Source organism: Pseudomonas sichuanensis, from assembly GCF_003231305.1.
Classification (GTDB): Bacteria; Pseudomonadota; Gammaproteobacteria; order Pseudomonadales; family Pseudomonadaceae; genus Aquipseudomonas; species Aquipseudomonas sichuanensis.
Map to the genome: position 1 here is coordinate 70474 of NZ_QKVM01000011.1, position 16483 is coordinate 86956.

A 16483-nucleotide genomic window follows, 5' to 3' on the forward strand; every position below is an offset into this window, starting at 1 on the left:
AATGAAACGCGGTCACGATCAATCAGTCTGGCACGCAGGGGCGGGTTCGTCAGCGCCGACGTTGGTCGCAGTGGCAGGACGTCGCAGGTCCCATCGCGGGGCAAGCCCGCTCCCACAGGCTACATGCCAATACTGGATTCACTACGTGGGAGCGGGCTTGCCCCGCGATGGGCCGGTACTGCCAGCTAAGTATGTTGGGCCCCACGCGTGCCCAACCAGTAGAACACCGCCGCCAGCAGCACCGACCCGATCAACAGATAGAACACCGCCGCTGGCGCCATGTACCCCAGGGCCAGGCCCACCAGCATCGGCCCCAGCCCCGCGCCCAGGTTGGAGAGGTTCTGCGCGCCGTAATAGATCCCACGCAGATGTTCCGGCGCGATCAGGTCGATGAACATGAATTCGGCGGGAATGACGATGATTTCGCCCAAGGTGAACACCAACATGGCCAGGCACCAGGCCAGTGCCGAGCCGGCCAGGGAAAACCCCAGCAGCCCAGCGACGAACATGGCCATGCCGGCCATCAGCCAGGGCATCAGGTGCTGGCGGGCTATGCGCCGGCCGATCAGGTACTGCAGGGCGATCACCGTGAGGGCGTTGGTGGTCACCAGGTAGCCCACCAGTCGCGCCACTTCGGCGGGGTCGTGGATGCTCACCACCAGGTACTGCGACAGGTAGGCGGTGAACTGCCCGAACACCACGGCACTGAGCACGCCGCCCAGGGTGAAGCACACCAAGCGCCGGTCGCGCAGCATGCCCAGGGCGACCTGGATGAAGCCTGTCGCCGGTGCGTCCTCACTCTGGCTCGACAGGCCGCGTTCGCCCAGGCGGTGATAAACCAGGCTCAGGCCCAGGCCAATCAGTGCCGACACCAGGAACGGCAGGTGGTCGTCGGCTTCGATCAACAGCACCCCGAGCATCGGCCCGGCGGCCCAGGCGACGTTGTTGAAGGTGTATTTGATGGCGAACACCTCGCCGCGCTGGTCTTCGGGCAGCAAGGCGCAGAACCCCGCCTTGGCGGCAATGTCGACCACGGTCTGGGCCAGGTTGGCCACCACCAGGAAACAGAAGAACAGCACTGCCGAGGTACTGGCCACCATCCCCGCGATGGCCAGGGCGAACACCAGCGCGCTCGCCACGATCAGCGTGTGGCTGCGCAGGGTGTCGACCAGGTGCCCGCCATAGAGGCTCAGCAACGATGCCAGGAACATCGCGCCACCGACCAGCAGCCCCGTCTGGCCAATCGACAGGGCCATGTGCGCAGACAGGTAAACCACCAGGTAGGGCAGGGTGATCGCCCGGGCCGTGGTCAGGGTGAAGGTGGTGAGCAGCAGCAGGCGGACGGCGGCAGGGTAGCTTTTAAGGGCGCGCAGCATCGACGGATCCTTGTCTTTGTCAGCGGCCAAGCATATGCCAGCCGGCATGCAATGGGCTATATCTTTAAAATCGATAACAGATAGAGAAATTACCCGTTATATAGATATTCTTCAAAGGCATAAGATAAATCCACCTTACACAAGGCCAGGAGACAGCCCATGCCATGCACCCAGACCCGAGCGCCTTCATGGCGCCCGTTCAGCCAATTGGCCCATCCCCGCGAGGTGATCCGCCAGTTCACCCCCAACTGGTTCGCCGCGACCATGGGTACCGGCGTGCTGGCACTGGCCTTTCACCAGCTGCACATCCCGCTGCTGGACAGCCTGGCCGAAGGGTTGTGGTGGCTGACCATCGGCCTGTTCGTCCTGTTCTGTGTCTTGTATGGCGCCCGCTGGGTGCTGTTCTTCGACGAGGCCCGGCGGATTTTCGCCCACTCCACCGTGTCGATGTTCTTCGGCACCATCCCCATGGGGCTGGCCACCATCCTCAATGGCGCGCTGGTGTTCGGCCTGGCGCGCTGGGGCGAGGCGGTGGTGCCCTGGGTCGAGAGCCTGTGGTGGTTGGATGTGGGCCTGGCGCTGCTGTGCGGGGTGGCCATCCCCTACCTGATGTTCACCCGCCAGGAGCACAGCATCGACCAGATGACCGCGGTGTGGCTGCTGCCGGTGGTGGCTGCCGAAGTCGCCGCCGCCAGCGGCGGGCTGCTGGCGCCGCACCTGGCGGACGCTCACGCACAGTTCCTGGTGGTCATCACCAGCTATGTGATGTGGGCGGTGTCGCTGCCGGTGGCGTTCAGCATCCTCACCATCCTCATGCTGCGCATGGCCTTGCACAAACTGCCGCCGGCCAACATGGCGGCTTCCAGCTGGCTGGCCCTGGGCCCGATCGGCACCGGTGCGCTGGGCATGCTGGTGCTCGGTGGCGACGCGCCGGCGGTGTTCGCCGCCAATGGCCTGGGCAGCCTGGGTGAGGTGGCCCGTGGCCTGGGCCTGGTGGCCGGCATCGTGCTGTGGGGCGCGGGGTTGTGGTGGTTGCTGACGGCGGTGCTGATCACCCTGCGCTACATGCGCCAGGGCATGCCGTTCAACCTGGGCTGGTGGGGCTTCACCTTCCCGCTGGGGGTGTACTGCCTGGCCACTCTGAAATTGGCGGCCTGGTTGCAGCTCGGCTTCTTCAGCGTGTTCGGTCAGGTGCTGGTGGTGGCACTGGCCATGCTCTGGGCCCTGGTGGCCAGCCGCACCTTGCGCGGGGCATGGCGTGGCGAGCTGTTCGTGTCGCCGTGCATTGCCCAGCGCTGATCATTCGCCGGCTTGCCCGCAGAATCCTAAGTCGACAATCAGGGCATGAGCTCGAATCGGGCAGTGTCGACCTGTGTGCTGTCCAGCCCGATCATCACATCGAACATGCCGGGCTCGGCGCCCCAGCGCAGATCCTGGTTGTAGAACGCGAGCATGGACTCGTCTATGGCGAAGGCGATCGAGCGCTTTTCACCAGGCGCGAGCAGGATTTTGCGCAAACCCTTGAGCTCTTTGAGTGGCCGGCTCACCGAAGCACTGATGTCGCGTATGTACAGTTGCACAACCGTCTCGCCGCTGCGGACTCCGTCGTTGCGGATCTCCACCTGCACTTGCAGGGTGTGTCCGCGCTTCAGGCGCTGGGTAGAAAGGTGCGGCGGCGAGAGGCTGAACTGCGTGTAGCTCAGGCCGAAGCCGAACGGGTAGAGCGGGGTGTCATCGATATCGAAATAGCGCGAGCGGTAGGGTTCGCTACGTCCGGGCTCGTACGGGCGGTTTGTATTCAGGCGACTGTAGTAGAGCGGTATCTGCCCCACGCTGCGCGGGAAAGTGACCGGCAGCTTGCCTGAAGGGTTGTAGTCACCGAACAGCACGTCGGCAATGGCATTTCCTCCTTCGGTACCGCTGAACCAGGTTTCCAGCACGGCATCGGCCTGCCGGCTTTGTTCTTCGATAATCAGCGGGCGGCCGTTCATGAGCACCAGTACCAGGGGTTTGCCGGTGTCTTTCAAGGCCCTGAACAATGCTCGCTGCTGGAGTGGCAGGTGCAGGTCGGTCTTGCTGGCGCCTTCAAGGGTCATCCCACGTGCTTCACCCAGAGCCACGATGATCACATCGGCCTGCCGGGCGATGGCCAATGCTTCGGCCAGTAGCGTGGCCGGCGGGCGCGGATCGAAGTCGACCTTGTTGTCCGCCAGCAGATTGAACACCTGGCGATCGTCGCTGATGTTGGCACCCAGGGCGTACGACACCCTGGCCTTGTCGCCCACCGCGTTCTTCAGGCCCTGGTACAGGCTGACTGCCTGACTGGCCCGGCCGCTGCCGGGCCAACTGCCAAGGATGTCGACCCGGTTGTCAGCCAGCGGACCGATGACGGCATAGGTGCCGGCCTTGGCCAAGGGCAGGCGCTGATCGTGGTTCTTCAGCAATACCAGCGAGCGCCGGGCGACATCCCTGGCTTCGTCGCGGTGCAGGCGTTGTTCGGCATTCGGGTCGACAGGGTCATGCCTGGCCTCGCCCAACCTGCGGTAAGGATCCTTGAACAGGCCCAGGTCATATTTCGTGGCGAGCACCTGGCGCACGGCATCGTCCAGCACCTGCATCGGGATAGCGCCCTGTTCCACGAGCGTGGCCAACTGCTCACCGAAAAAACGGTCATTCATGCTGACCTGGGTACCTGCTTGCAAAGCGGCCCTGGTTGCCTGGGCCGGGCCCGCCGAATAGCCATGGGTGATCAGGTCCTGCACGGCCTGGTAGTCACTGATGACCAGCCCGCGATAGTGCCACTGGCCACGCAGCACGTCATGCAGCAGCCAGTGATTGGCTGTGGCGGGCACGCCGTTGAGCGTGGTATAGGCGGTCATCACGGCACCGGCGCCTGCATCGAGCGCGGCACGGTAAGGGGGCAGGTAGTACTGCAGTAGCTTGTGCGGGCTCATGTCTGTGCTGTTGTAGTCGCGCCCACCTTCGACGGCGCCGTAGGCGGCGAAGTGCTTGACGCAGGCCATCAGGCTGTCGGGCGCTCCCAGCACCGGCCCTTGGAAGGCCCGGGTAGCGGCCGCGCCGGCCTGAGCTGCGAGGTAGGGGTCTTCGCCGAATCCTTCGGCGATGCGGCCCCAGCGTGGATCCCGGCTGATGTCGACCATGGGCGCGAAGGTCATGTCCAGGCCGTCGGCACTGGCTTCCATGGCCGCTATGCGCGCGCTGGTGGCGATGGCCTGCATGTCCCAGCTCGACGCCAGGCCGAGGCCGATGGGGAACAGGGTGCGATGGCCGTGGATCACATCGCCGGCAAAGAACAAAGGAATCCGCAGGCGACTGTTCTGCGCCTCGTTCTGCAGGGCTCGCAAGGTTGCGCGATTGACCTCGGGGGCGGGAAGGATCGATCCGACATTGCCTTTACGCACGGCATCCAGCAGGTCCTTAATTGGTTGCGATGCCAGAGCGCCGCGGGCATCCAGCATGCGCAACTGGCCGATCTTTTCGCTCAGTTGCATCTGGCCCAGCAGTGAATTCACGAAGCGCTCTTTCTCACTGCCCAGCAAGGTGCCTGAGTAATGTGCCGCCCCTGCAACCAGCAGTGTGCCTAGCAGCGAGGCCAGAAACACTGCGAAACGCAAGGGATGACGGCGAATCATTCCCATCGTCCAGCATCCGTGTCAGGGTCTTGCGTCAAGCCTGCCTCTGCTGGCAGCCACGGGCTACTGGCAGAACTGTCAGTTGACAGGGATGTGGCTCTGGGCCCGTTTGGTGCATTCTAATCAGGCAAAGGCCACTCGCGGCCCAACTCAGGACCCAAGGACGATGAGTCACCCCTCGCAATTCACCCTGCTCGGCAAGCGGCGCTTTTTGCCGTTCTTCATTACCCAGTCGCTGGGCGCGTTCAACGACAACCTGTTCAAGCAGTCGTTGATCCTGGCGATCCTCTACAAGCTGAGCCTGGAAGGCGACCGCTCGATCTGGGTCAACCTCTGCGCCTTGCTGTTCATCTTGCCGTTCTTCCTGTTCTCGGCGCTGGCCGGGCAGTTCGGCGAGAAGTTCGCCAAGGACCGGCTGATCCGCGCGATCAAGCTGGCCGAGATCGTGATCATGGCTGTCGGTGCCATCGGTTTCATCACCAGCCACCTGGAGCTCATGCTGCTGACGCTGTTCGCCATGGGCACCCACTCGGCGCTGTTCGGCCCGGTGAAGTACTCGATCCTGCCCCAGGCCCTGCGTGAAGAAGAACTGGTGGGCGGCAACGGCCTGGTGGAGATGGGCACCTTCCTGGCGATCCTCGCCGGCACCATCGGCGCCGGGGTGATGATGTCGTCTTCCAGCTACGCCACGGTGGTGGCCGGCGGGGTGGTCGGCACTGCCGTGCTTGGCTACCTGGCCAGCCGCTGGATCCCGCGGGCGGCGGCGGCGGCACCGGAAATGAAGCTCGACTGGAACATCTTCAAGCAGTCCTGGGCCACCCTGCGCCTGGGCCTGGGGCAGACCCCGGCGGTGTCGCGCTCGATCGTCGGCAATTCGTGGTTCTGGTTCGTCGGCGCCATCTACCTCACGCAGATCCCGGCCTACGCCAAGGACTGGCTGCACGGCGACGAGACCGTGGTGACCCTGGTGCTGACCCTGTTCTCGGTGGGCATCGCGGTGGGCTCGCTGCTGTGCGAACGCCTGAGCGGGCGCAAGGTGGAGATCGGCCTGGTGCCGTTCGGCTCGTTCGGCCTGACCTTGTTCGGCCTGCTCTGGTGGTGGCATTCGGGCGATGTGCCGGCAGGCACGGCACCGCACAGTTGGCTGGACCTGCTGGGCATGAGCCAGGCCTGGTGGATCATGGCCTCGATCGTCGGCCTGGGCATCTTCGGCGGCTTCTATATCGTGCCGCTGTACGCCTTGATCCAGGCGCGTACCGCCGAAGGCGAGCGGGCCCGGGTGATCGCCGCCAACAACATCCTCAATGCGCTGTTCATGGTGGTGTCGGCGATCGTCACCATCGTCCTGTTGAGCCTGGCCAAGCTGAGCATCCCGCAGCTGTTCCTGGTGGTGTCGCTGCTCAACATCGCAGTCAACGCCTACATCTTCCGCATCGTGCCGGAATTCACCATGCGCTTCCTGATCTGGCTGCTCAGCCACTCGATGTACCGGGTGCAGCACCGCGAGCTTGAGCGTATTCCCGATGAAGGTGCGGCATTGCTGGTGTGCAACCACGTGTCGTTCGTCGATGCGCTGCTGATCGGCGGCGCCATTCGCCGGCCGATCCGCTTCGTCATGTACTACAAGATCTACAACCTGCCGGTACTCAACTTCATCTTCCGCACCGCCGGCACCATCCCCATCGCCGGGCGTGGCGAGGACGAGGCGATCTATGAACGCGCCTTCGCCCGCATCAAGCAGTACCTGGCCGAGGGCGAACTGGTGTGCATCTTCCCCGAGGGCAAGCTCAGTGCCGACGGCGAGATCGATGTGTTCAAGGGTGGGGTCAGCCGGATCCTCTCGGAATCGCCAGTGCCGGTGATACCGCTGGCATTGCAGGGGCTGTGGGGCAGCTTCTTCAGCCGCGATCCGAACAAGGGCTTTTTCAAGCGCCTATGGTCGCGCGTGACCCTCGTGGCTGGCGCCGCCATCCCGGTGGAAGCGGCGCAGCCCGAAGCGCTGCGCGAGCAGGTGAGCCTGCTGCGCGGCGATGTGCGTTAAGAAGGGATAAGGCGCGAGGTCAGCTGGCGCTGACCTTCAGGCCGACCAGGCCGGTGATGATCAGGGCGACACTGGCCAGGCGGATCAGCGCCATGGATTCACCGAACAGGATGATCCCGGCAATGACGGTGCCCACGGCGCCAACGCCGGTCCAGATGGCGTAGGCGGTACCCAGCGGCAGCTCTTTCATGGCCAGGCCCAGCAAGCCAAGGCTGATGACCATGGCGCCGACGGTCAGCACGGTGGGCAGGGGGCGGGTAAAGCCGTCGGTGTACTTGAGGCCGACAGCCCAGCCAACTTCGAACAGGCCGGCGAAGAACAGGATGATCCAGGACATGGTGTGTCTCCATCTATTAATGATGGGGCCGTCCCCGATACGATCACGCGCAGCGTCGTGAGGTCGTCCTCACAGTGCGCACTATATTGCCCATTTACCGGGGCCGGGGCAAGCCTCTGGGATCGGTGGTTGCCCCATCGCCGGCAAGCCGGCTCCCACATCGAACGCATGAAGCGAAGCCATGCGCTGACACTGTGGGAGCCGGCTTGCCGGCGATGAGGCCGGAGCAGGCAACATCAATTGCTGGCAGATGCGGTGTTCTCAACCCCAGGCGTAGGCTCCTCCATCCGCCTGAACCAGGTCGACAGCAACGCCCCGGAGATGTTGTGCCACACGCTGAACAGCGCACTCGGCACCGCCGCCAGCGGCGAAAAATGCGCCGCCGCCAGCGCCGCGCCCAGCCCCGAGTTCTGCATGCCCACCTCCAGCGCCAGCGACTTGCGCTGGGCCAGCGGCAGCTTGCACAGCTTGCCGGTGAGGTAACCGAGCAAAAAACCGAAGCTGTTGTGCAGGATCACCACCGCCATGATCAGCAGGCCCGATTCGGCAATCTTCGCCTGGCTGGCCGCCACCACCGCGCAGACGATCATCACGATGCTCACCACCGACACCAGCGGCAGCACTTGCACCGCCGCGTGCACCCGCGCGCCGAGCAGGCGCTGGGCCAGCACGCCGAGCACGATCGGCAGCATGACCAGCTGCAGGATCGACCAGAACATGTCCATGAACGAAACCGGCAGCCAGGCCGAAGCCAGGAACCAGATCAAGGCCGGGGTGAGCAGCGGTGCGAGCAGGGTGGTCACCGCCGCGATCGCCACCGCCAGTGCCAGGTCGCCCTTCGACAGCCATACCATCACATTGGACGCCGTGCCGCTCGGGCAGCAGCCGACCAGGATAACGCCCACGGCGATCTCCGGCGGCAGGTGAAACAGCTGGCACAGCAGCCAGGCCACGCCGGGCATGATCACGAAATGCGCCACCACCCCCAGCGCTACCCGCCAGGGCTGGCGGGCGAGGGCGGCGAAGTCGTCGAGCTTGAGGGTCAGGCCCATGCCGAACATCACCAGGCCCAGCAGCGGCACGATGGCCACCTTGAGGGCGATGAACCATTGCGGCATGAGGAAGGCCAGGCAGGCGAACACCAGTACCCACAGGGCGAAGGTGTTGCCGACGAAGCGGCTGAGGGCGGCGAGGGCGCGCATGGGGGGCAGGTCCTTCTGTCTGTCGTGTTGTCATTGTATTTTTTAGAGGCCTATTCGCGGGTGAACCCGCTCCCACAGGTTATTTACAGAACCTGTGGGAGCGGGTTCACCCGCGAATAGGCCGGCGCCGACAGCCTCAATTGTGAGGCTGGCACCGGCAGTTCAGGCAACTCAGACCCCCTGCGGAATCTCCTCGCCACCCAGCGCCTCGAACAGCGCCGGCAGGAACTCGTTGAAGGTCATCATCATCAGCAGGAAGCTGGCATCGAACTGTTGCTGGGCCTCGTCACCACCGTCCTGCTCGGCCTGCTCCTGCAGCAGCTCCTCGAACTTCAGGCGCTTGATCACGGTCTTGTCGTCGAGCACGAACGACAGCTTGTCCTGCCAGGCCAGGGCCAGTTGCGTGACCACCTTGCCGGTGCTCAGGTGCAGCTGGATTTCCTCGCCGGTCAAGTCCTGGCGTTTGCAACGCACGATGCCACCGTCTTCGGCCTGGTCGCGCAGCTCGCATTCGTCGAGCACATAGAAGTCCGCAGCCGGCGCCTGGGCCTTGACCCAGTCGGTCATGGTCGCGACCGGAGCGATCTTGACGCTCACCGGGCGCACCGGCAGCGAGCCCATCACTTCACGCAGGGTCGACAGCAGGTCTTCGGCACGCTTGGCGCTGGCCGAGTTGACCAGGATCAGGCCCTGGCGCGGGGCGATGGCGGCGAAGATCATCGAGCGGCGGATGAAGGCGCGCGGCAGGAAGGCCTGGATGATCTCGTCCTTGATCTGGTCGCGTTCCTTCTTGTAGACCTTGCGCATCTGCTCGGTCTCGATCTCTTCGACTTTCTCTTTCACCGCATCGTTGACCACGCTGCTGGGCAGGATGCGTTCTTCTTTACGCGCGGCGATCAGCATGAATTCACCGCTGACGTGCACCAGTGGCGCGTCCTCGCCCTTGCCGAACGGGGCGACGAAACCATAAGTGGTCAGTTCCTGGCTGGCGCAGGGGCGGGCCGGCTTGCTGGCCAGGGCAGCTTCCAGTGCTTCAGGCTCGAACGGGACATCCTGGGTCAGGCGGTAGGTCAGCAGGTTCTTGAACCACATGAGGGGCAATCTCTCCTTAATACATAAGGCGGGCATTATTCTCCGAGCGGTGGGTTCAGGCCAACCCTGTCAGAGGGCCAGCACCACCCTATAAAGGAAGAAAACAGCGGCTGCGCTAGGTCCTTGAAAATTATTCAAAAAAATTTAAAAAAGTGCTTGCCAGGGTACAGGCTCCTCCGTAGAATGCGCACCACACCGAGACGAAGGGTGATTAGCTCAGCCGGGAGAGCATCTGCCTTACAAGCAGAGGGTCGGCGGTTCGATCCCGTCATCACCCACCACTCGATGTATAGCGCGGCGGTAGTTCAGTCGGTTAGAATACCGGCCTGTCACGCCGGGGGTCGCGGGTTCGAGTCCCGTCCGCCGCGCCATATTAAGCTTCAGGGCCCACTGAACACCCTGAAGCAACAGAGAAAGCGACCTTAGGGTCGCTTTTTTTGTTTCTGACATCGCCGGTGCGCCGGGCCGGTCAGAATCCCCTGTCCGCCGCAAGTGGCCAGCAGGCCGTGCGCCGGTTCTAATCGCCAGCACGAGACCGACCATGCAGGATGCCAGCCTCTCTCCCTCCGCGACCCAGCCCGCGCCCCTGGTCGGTATCGACCTTGGCACCACCAACAGCCTGATTGCCGTCTGGCGCGATGGCGCCGCACAACTGATCCCCAACGCCCTTGGCGAAGTGCTGACCCCCTCGGTGGTCAGCATCGATGACGACGGCAGCATCCTGGTCGGGCAGGCCGCGCGGGCGCGCCTGACCACCCACCCACAGCTGACCGCCGCAGCGTTCAAGCGCTTCATGGGCAGTGACAAGCGCTATGCGCTGGGCGAGCACCGCTTCACCCCGGAAGAGTTGTCGGCCCTGGTACTGGGCGCACTGAAGCAGGATGCCGAAGCCTACCTGGGCTGCCCGGTGAGCGAGGCGGTGATTTCGGTGCCGGCTTATTTCAGCGACGAGCAACGCAAGCGCACGCTGTTCGCCGCCGAGCTGGCCGGTTTGACCGTGCAGCGCCTGATCAACGAGCCGACTGCCGCCGCCATGGCCTACGGCCTGCACGAGCAGAAGTTCGAGCGCACCCTGGTGTTCGACCTGGGCGGCGGCACCTTCGACGTCACGGTGCTGGAGTACGCGCTGCCGCTGATCGAGGTGCATGCGTCCACCGGCGACAACTACCTGGGCGGTGAGGACTTCACCGAGGCCTTGCTGCTGGCCTGCCTGCGCGACTGGAACCTGGCCCTCGAGGGCCTCGAAGGCCAGGCCCTGGCCAGCCTGCGCGACGCCATCGAACAGCTCAAACGCGAAGCGGGCGAGGGCAGTTGCACACTGAACTGGAATGGTGACGGCCAGGCCCGCGAATGGGTGCTCGACGAACTCAAGCTGCAAGCCATCTGGGCACCGTTGCTGGCGCGGGTGCGCACCCCGATCGAGCAGGCTCTGCGCGATGCCCGGCTGAGCCCGCGCGAGCTGGACAGCCTGGTGCTGGTCGGCGGCGCCACGCGCATGCCGCAGGTGCAGCAACTGGTGGCCAAGCTGTTCGGCCGCTTGCCGTACCGGCACCTGGACCCGGACACCATCGTCGCCCTCGGCGCCGCCAGCCAGGCCGCCTGCAAGGCCCGTGACGCGGCCATCGACGAACTGATCCTGACCGATGTCTGCCCCTACACCCTGGGTATTGCTGCTTCACGGGGCGAAGACGTCACCGGTGCGTTCTCGCCGATCATCGAGCGCAACACGGTGATCCCCACCTCCAAGGTGCAGCGCTTCTACAGTAGCCATGCCGAGCAGAAGTTCGTGCGTATTGCCGTGTACCAGGGCGAGCGGCCGTGGGTGCGCGACAACATCCTGGTCGACAGTTTCGAGATTCCGCTGCAACAGACCGGCCAGATCCAGTCGCTGGACGTGCGTTTCAGCTACGACATCAATGGCCTGCTGGAAGTGGACGTGACCTTCCTCGAAAGCGGCCAGAAGCACAGCCACAGCATCGACCGCAGCCCCACCGGGCTGGATGCCGACGCGCGCCAGGCCAGCCAGGAGCGCCTGGCCAAGCTGAAGATCCACCCGCGCGACACCCTGCCCAACCGAACCCTGCTGGCTCGCCTCGAACGCGCCTGGATGCAGAGCCTGGGCGATGAACGCGAGCTGATCGGTGGCTGGATGGATGCCTTCAACAACGTGCTGGCCCGCCAGCAGGCCAGCGAGATCAACCGCGAGCGCCAGGCCTTGAGCCAGGCGCTCGACGAACTGCGCTACTGACCGTTGAGGCGCCGCAGGGTGGCCTGCAGGCTGTCCCCCAGCAGCCCCGGCGCCGAGCCGTAGCGGTTCGGCAGCCGGTCGCCGGGCAGGCCCAGCAACAACAGTGGCACTACCGGCAGCAGGCGGCTGAGCAGCACCAGCAGGACCAGCGAGGGGATGCCCCTACCCAGATCGCGCAGGCGCCTGAGCAAGGCACTGATCAACAACCCGATGACCACCACCATCAGCGCTGGCACCGTCAGCATGAGGCTGTAGCACAGGGCGATGGCCGCCAGGTGCAGGCCGAAGCCTGTGCGGTCCAGGCGGCTGTTGAGCTTCCACACGGCCCAGAACGGCACAGGTTTGTACTGCAGGTCTTTGAGCAGCATGCGCTCGGACCAGCCCAGCAGGGCCATGATTGCGCAGCGCAGGCCCAGGTGCTCACGCGGGTTGTCCTTGTGCTTTTGCAGGGCGCGCAGTACACGGGTTGTGGGGCGTGTGCAGCGCTCCAGCAGAGCGTCCAGGGCCTCCAGCAGGTCGCTCATCAGGCGCCTGTCGATGCCATGCTCGCGCAGCACCCAGTTTGGTACCGTGCGAGTCTTGCCCTTGAGCAGGTCAGCGCGCCAGGGCGCGAACCAGTCGCCCGTTACCTGTATCGCCTCAAGCCGCTCGCGCAGTTGGCTACGCAGCGCCTCGTCAAGCGAGCGGTCGTGGTACAGCACTGCGCAAAACAGCAGGTAGCTCAGCGGGTTCTTCGCGAGCACAGAGCCGTCATCGTGGCCCAGGCATTCCGCCAGTTGCGCGGCGCTCGGCAGGCGGTCGCTGTCCAGCGCCTGCTGCAGGTTCGCCATGCGCGCTGCGACCTGAGCCTGCAGCGGGTCGCTGGTGTCCAGGCTGCCGAGCAGGCCGCCGCTTGGGTGGCGCAACAGCAAGGCATGGGTAGCGGCGAACGGATGCTCCTGCGGGTACTGCAACTGGCCGGGCAAGGCCGGGTCGATCAACGCCAGCCAGCGGGTCGGCTGGTCGATCATGGCCAGCATGAACAACTGCTGGCGGTGCCATTGCCATAGCGCTTCGCCCTCGGGCATCGCCGGCAACACCACGCCGTCCTCGGCCAGGCGGCCCTGCAGTTGCAGGGCGAACGGCACGGTGAACATGCGTGGCATGTTGAAGTGATTGTTGAGTTCGTACACCGCCTGGGCCGAGTAGCAGCGCAGGCGCCGCAGCCACTCGCGGCAAACCGGGTGAATCGCGTCTTCGGTCAGGGCTGCGGGCAGTTCGGCGCCTGGCAGGGTGTCGGCACAATACAGCGCCAGCGCCTGGCACACCGGGGCGTGTGACAGCCAGTGCTGTTGCTGCGCGGCCTGGCGCTGGAAACCTTCGAGAATCAGAGCGTCGAGCGGGTCTTCACTCGGGTGTTGGGCGAGGATCTGGCCCAGCAATTCGGCTTCACCGCGTTGCAGGGCCCAAGCCTGCCAGTACAGGCGATGCAGTTCGCGTTCGGGCTGCTCTTGCAGCAGCCAGGCCAGCAATGGCAGCTCGTCGTCGCCGTCCAGGCGCCAGTCGATGAAGGTGGCGGCGATGCCGCCCAGCTCAAGGCGCGCCGCTTCGGCCCAGCGCGCCAACGTCTGCGGCGCTTGCCCCGGGCTTCCCCAGGCCTGAGCCGGGTCGGCCAGTTTGGCGGGCCAGGCGGCAGGCGTGTGTTGCAGGTCGAAGGCCTGGATCAGCAGCGGCAGGCGTTGGGGTTGATGACGCGCGCACAGGTCGAGCAACCAGCGTTCGGCCTGTGGATGCCGATGCTCACGGTGCAGCCGCAGCCAGCAGTCCAGGGCCTGTTGTTCGGCGCCCAGGGCATCGGCCTGGCGGGCCAGCAGGTAGAGCAGGTCGGCGTCGTCGGGCGCTTGCTGCAAGCGCTCCTGCAGCAGGCCATGGAAGGTGCTGCTGGCGATGCCGGCCTGGCTGAACTGCACCGTCAGGCGTTCTACCAGGGCTTGGTCATTGGGCATCGCCAGGCAGGTATGCACACTGGCGAACTGCTCGTATTCGAACAGCGGGCGCTGGGTGAAGCAGTGCTCCAGGCTGCGCAGGTACCACAGGGTTTCCATTTGCGCGGTCGGTGGCCAGTCACGCATCAGCCCGGTGTCGAACGGGTCCGGTTCATCCAGCCGGCGCAGGAAGGCTTCCACCGGTTGCGGGTCTTCCAGGCGCAGCAGCTGTTGGTCCCAGGCCAGGCGACGGGCCAGCATGCCCGCGCACTGGTGCGACAGCGGGCCGCAATCGTACAGGGCACGCAGCAATTGCCAGCTCAGCTCGTCCAGCTCGTCCAGCGGCAGCTCGTCCAGCTCGGCGATGTAGCGCTGCCAGGCCTGCGGGTCGAAGCGCAAGGCCGGCTCCTCGAGCAGGGTATGGAAACTGATCAGTGCCGGGTGCGCGGCGGCTTCCTCGGCCGGCTGCTCGCTGTCGTCAGCTGCCGTGGCCTCTTGCTCGCGGGCCAGGCGCAAGGCTTCGTCATAGGCCGCACGCAGGGCCTTGAAACCTTCCGGGTCGGTTTCGGGGTGGTGGGCTGGCAGCCGCCCACGGTAGGCCAGGCGGATGGCGTCGAGGTCGTTGGTGGGGTCGATTCCCAGACGAATCCAGCAGCTCATGACCAGCAATCCTCTTCCAGCGTGATGGGGCGTTCCGGTTCGGGCAGTTGCAGGTCCCAGGGCAGGCCGGCGAGCAGTTCATGGGCGCCGTGGCGCAGGTTGAGCAGAATGCAGCGATTCCAGTGCTCGCTGCCCTGGCGTTCGAGGTTGGCGGCGAAGGTCTCGTCGCTGCTGTCGCTGACGTTCCACAGCGCCTTGCCGAACAGGTAGCCGGCCAGGTAGGTGTCCCAGCGGTTGTAGTAATGGCGGGCGCGCAGGGCCAGGCGGTAGTGCAGGTAGAGGCTTTCGTCGCGGCTGACCAGGTCGTTCTTGACCCCGGCACGCAGCAAAAAGCTCATGCGCCCCAGGTCCCAGGCACGGGTGCCGCCGGGGCCGCAGTCGGGGAAGGTGCGTGCGGCGAATTCGTGGCGGATGCGCTCACGTGGGCTGAGCCCGTCGAGCAGCGCTTGCCACTGGCTGGGCAGGCAGCGCTGGTATTGCCAATAGGCCTCGCTCACCTCGGTGGCGTGGCCGGTGTCGGCCATGCCGAGCATGTCCAGCAGTTGCGCGCGGTTGCTGATGCCCCACCAGCGCTTCAGGTCGGACTGGTCCTCGCCTTCGTAGTATTCGGCGGCGGTGTAGCTGGCGCCGTTGAGCGCAGCCATTGGCGCGGAGAGGGCAAACAGCCAGCGCTGTGCGGATTCTTCCATGAAAGTCGGTCCTGAGGCTCGGGGAAACTGGCGCGGATTGTAATGCAATGGTTGGCGGCGTGGGGTTGCGCTTTCAGGCCTGTGCAGTCCCCTGTAGGAGCGTTGACTTGAGGGCTCAGTGGCGCTGTTCTTCCGCGCGCAGGGTCAAGACTTCATAGCCACTCTCGGTCACCGCCACGGTATGTTCCCACTGCGCCGACAAGCTGCGGTCGCGGGTGATCACCGTCCAGCCATCGCGCAGGCTGCGGGTGCCGCGCCCGCCCTGGTTGATCATCGGCTCGATGGTGAACACCATCCCGGGTTGCAGCTTCAGGCCAAAACCGGGCTGGCCGAAGTGCAGCACCTCGGGCGCTTCGTGCATCTGCTGGCCGATGCCATGCCCGCAGTATTCACGCACCACGCTGTAGCCGGCGGCCTCGGCATGGGCCTGGATGGCGTGGCCGATATCGCCCAGGGTTGCGCCCGGGCGGACCTGTTCGATGCCCTTCCAGAGCGCGGCGTAGGTGGTGTCGACCAGCCGCCGGGCATCTGCGCTGATCTGCCCCAGGCAATACATTTTCGACGAGTCGGCGATATAGCCGCCCTGTTCCAGGGTGATGTCGACGTTGACGATAGAGCCTTCCTTGAGCACCTCGTCGACCTTGGGCATGCCGTGGCACACCACATGGTCCACCGAGGTGTTCAGCGCAAAGGGAAATCCGTACTGGCCCTTGCTCGCCGGGCGCGCCTTGAGGGTTTCGACGATGAAGGCTTCGGCGCGGTCGTTGATCTGCATCGTGGTCACGCCAGGGCGGATGAAGCCGTCGAGGTCGGCGAACACCTGGGCCAGCAATTGCCCGGCGCGGCGCATCAGTGCCAGCTGGGCGGCGTCCTTGAGTAGCACCTTGCTCATTGCAGCAGTTCCTTGAGGTTGGCTTGTTCCTGGCGCAGCAGCTGGCGCAGCAGTTCCTGGTAAGTGGCCTGGGGGTGCAGCTCGGCGAGCATGCCGAGGCGGATCCAGTGTTCGGCCTGGGCGTTGATCGAGCGCGACAGGGCGGCGCTGGCGATGCGCAGGTCTTCGTGGAGTTCGTCGTTGATCTTGACGATGCCCATGGCTAAGTCATCCGTATATATGAAACGTATACGAATCATATGTCGAAACAGCCAAGGCGTGCCACCCGTTGGTGCGTCGGTCCCTCTCTCGGTGCATGAGCCAATCGCGGGGCAAGCCCGCTCCCACGC

The 16483-nt window shown here is 64.9% G+C and carries 12 protein-coding genes and 2 tRNA genes; 5 read left to right on the top strand and 9 right to left on the bottom strand.

The annotated features are described in order from the left end of the window. Positions 1-185 precede the first annotated feature (185 nt). Positions 186-1376: an MFS transporter gene (locus DM373_RS08145; RefSeq protein ID WP_110993060.1), complete on the bottom strand. Its 1191-nt coding sequence runs from the start codon at positions 1374-1376 to the stop codon at positions 186-188. A gap of 159 nt (positions 1377-1535) precedes the next feature. Here DM373_RS08145 and DM373_RS08150 point away from each other — a divergent pair, with 159 nt between their 5' ends. Beyond that, a complete protein-coding gene (locus DM373_RS08150; RefSeq protein WP_110993061.1) occupies positions 1536-2675 on the top strand; it encodes a TDT family transporter in 1140 nt (379 codons plus the stop codon). Positions 2676-2713: 38 nt separating this feature from the next. On the opposite strand, the gene bglX is transcribed toward DM373_RS08150, so the two are convergent. Continuing rightward, positions 2714-5035: a beta-glucosidase BglX gene (gene bglX, locus DM373_RS08155; protein ID WP_110993062.1), complete on the bottom strand. Its 2322-nt coding sequence runs from the start codon at positions 5033-5035 to the stop codon at positions 2714-2716. 160 nt (positions 5036-5195) lie between these two features. On the opposite strand from bglX, the gene DM373_RS08160 reads away from it, so the two are divergent. After that, positions 5196-7070: an MFS transporter gene (locus DM373_RS08160; protein ID WP_110993063.1), complete on the top strand. Its 1875-nt coding sequence runs from the start codon at positions 5196-5198 to the stop codon at positions 7068-7070. 19 nt (positions 7071-7089) lie between these two features. Here the strand turns inward: DM373_RS08160 and sugE are convergent, their stop codons facing one another. The 3 genes from sugE to rdgC all read right to left on the bottom strand — a co-directional run bounded on the left by sugE (position 7090) and on the right by rdgC (position 9701). Then, positions 7090-7407 (bottom strand): quaternary ammonium compound efflux SMR transporter SugE, encoded by a 318-nt coding sequence (gene sugE, locus DM373_RS08165; protein WP_023631604.1) that lies wholly within the window; start codon positions 7405-7407, stop codon positions 7090-7092. A gap of 236 nt (positions 7408-7643) precedes the next feature. Beyond that, a complete protein-coding gene (locus DM373_RS08170; RefSeq protein ID WP_110993064.1) occupies positions 7644-8609 on the bottom strand; it encodes a bile acid:sodium symporter family protein in 966 nt (321 codons plus the stop codon). A 171-nt stretch (positions 8610-8780) separates the two neighbouring features. Continuing rightward, positions 8781-9701, bottom strand: coding sequence for a recombination-associated protein RdgC (rdgC, locus tag DM373_RS08175; protein WP_110993065.1), 921 nt, complete (start codon positions 9699-9701; stop codon positions 8781-8783). Positions 9702-9906: 205 nt separating this feature from the next. Here rdgC and DM373_RS08180 point away from each other — a divergent pair. The 3 genes from DM373_RS08180 (at position 9907) to DM373_RS08190 (ending at position 11949) form a co-directional block, all read left to right on the top strand. Beyond that, positions 9907-9982, top strand: a tRNA-Val gene (locus tag DM373_RS08180). Positions 9983-9995: 13 nt separating this feature from the next. Continuing rightward, a tRNA-Asp gene (locus DM373_RS08185) sits at positions 9996-10072 on the top strand. A 170-nt stretch (positions 10073-10242) separates the two neighbouring features. Then, on the top strand, positions 10243-11949 hold the full coding sequence (locus tag DM373_RS08190; RefSeq protein ID WP_110993066.1) for a molecular chaperone HscC: 1707 nt from the start codon (positions 10243-10245) through the stop codon (positions 11947-11949). Here the strand turns inward: DM373_RS08190 and DM373_RS08195 are convergent. The 4 genes from DM373_RS08195 to DM373_RS08210 all read right to left on the bottom strand — a co-directional run bounded on the left by DM373_RS08195 (position 11943) and on the right by DM373_RS08210 (position 16354). Then, entirely contained in the window at positions 11943-14573 is a 2631-nt protein-coding gene (locus tag DM373_RS08195; RefSeq protein ID WP_110993067.1) for a J domain-containing protein, read from the bottom strand. The two genes, DM373_RS08190 and DM373_RS08195, sit on opposite strands and share 7 nt — an antisense overlap. Next, on the bottom strand, positions 14570-15262 hold the full coding sequence (locus tag DM373_RS08200; protein WP_110993068.1) for a DUF1266 domain-containing protein: 693 nt from the start codon (positions 15260-15262) through the stop codon (positions 14570-14572). Before DM373_RS08200 ends, DM373_RS08195 begins: the two co-directional genes overlap by 4 nt. Before the next feature lie 115 nt (positions 15263-15377). Continuing rightward, on the bottom strand, positions 15378-16154 hold the full coding sequence (gene map, locus DM373_RS08205; protein ID WP_110993069.1) for a type I methionyl aminopeptidase: 777 nt from the start codon (positions 16152-16154) through the stop codon (positions 15378-15380). After that, positions 16151-16354: a ParD-like family protein gene (locus tag DM373_RS08210; protein ID WP_110993070.1), complete on the bottom strand. Its 204-nt coding sequence runs from the start codon at positions 16352-16354 to the stop codon at positions 16151-16153. The genes map and DM373_RS08210 overlap by 4 nt, the downstream gene beginning before the upstream one ends. Positions 16355-16483: the final 129 nt, after the last annotated feature.

Bases quoted from the DNA above. Each gene is read 5' to 3' on its own strand.
- DM373_RS08145 (WP_110993060.1), bottom strand. From the start codon at position 1,376: ATGCTGCGCGCCCTTAAAAGCTACCCTGCCGCCGTCCGCCTGCTGCTG.
- DM373_RS08150 (WP_110993061.1), top strand. From the start codon at position 1,536: ATGCCATGCACCCAGACCCGAGCGCCTTCATGGCGCCCGTTCAGCCAA.
- bglX (WP_110993062.1), bottom strand. From the start codon at position 5,035: ATGGGAATGATTCGCCGTCATCCCTTGCGTTTCGCAGTGTTTCTGGCC.
- DM373_RS08160 (WP_110993063.1), top strand. From the start codon at position 5,196: ATGAGTCACCCCTCGCAATTCACCCTGCTCGGCAAGCGGCGCTTTTTG.
- sugE (WP_023631604.1), bottom strand. From the start codon at position 7,407: ATGTCCTGGATCATCCTGTTCTTCGCCGGCCTGTTCGAAGTTGGCTGG.
- DM373_RS08170 (WP_110993064.1), bottom strand. From the start codon at position 8,609: ATGCGCGCCCTCGCCGCCCTCAGCCGCTTCGTCGGCAACACCTTCGCC.
- rdgC (WP_110993065.1), bottom strand. From the start codon at position 9,701: ATGTGGTTCAAGAACCTGCTGACCTACCGCCTGACCCAGGATGTCCCG.
- DM373_RS08190 (WP_110993066.1), top strand. From the start codon at position 10,243: ATGCAGGATGCCAGCCTCTCTCCCTCCGCGACCCAGCCCGCGCCCCTG.
- DM373_RS08195 (WP_110993067.1), bottom strand. From the start codon at position 14,573: ATGAGCTGCTGGATTCGTCTGGGAATCGACCCCACCAACGACCTCGAC.
- DM373_RS08200 (WP_110993068.1), bottom strand. From the start codon at position 15,262: ATGGAAGAATCCGCACAGCGCTGGCTGTTTGCCCTCTCCGCGCCAATG.
- map (WP_110993069.1), bottom strand. From the start codon at position 16,154: ATGAGCAAGGTGCTACTCAAGGACGCCGCCCAGCTGGCACTGATGCGC.
- DM373_RS08210 (WP_110993070.1), bottom strand. From the start codon at position 16,354: ATGGGCATCGTCAAGATCAACGACGAACTCCACGAAGACCTGCGCATC.